This is a genomic window from Sutterella massiliensis, assembly GCF_016899755.1.
Classification (GTDB): Bacteria; Pseudomonadota; Gammaproteobacteria; order Burkholderiales; family Burkholderiaceae_F; genus Sutterella; species Sutterella massiliensis.
On sequence record NZ_JACJJC010000509.1, the window covers coordinates 1 to 244 of the forward strand.

A 244-nucleotide genomic window follows, 5' to 3' on the forward strand; every position below is an offset into this window, starting at 1 on the left:
CCATTCTTGAAAACTTCGAATATGCTGATATCCTGCGTGGCTCGTCCGAAGATTTCCGGTTTATGTTCGGACTGGACCGTGCCGAGGAAGTTTATCGTCAGAAAGTGGCTTTTTATTGCAATCCGTTTATTTATACCGATGGAGCACACGATGTCCGTCTGTTTACCCGGCAATACTCCAATACATATCCGGTGCCGAAGGTCGAAACCGTAAGCACGATTGGAGCCGGCGATAATTTCAATGC

Annotated in this window: 1 protein-coding gene; it reads left to right on the forward strand. The window is 47.1% G+C overall.

Annotated features, from left to right (window positions below):
* Positions 1 to 244, forward strand: a 244-nt coding sequence (locus tag H6A60_RS14655) for a PfkB family carbohydrate kinase (RefSeq protein WP_205105386.1), incomplete at both ends; no start/stop codon positions are given.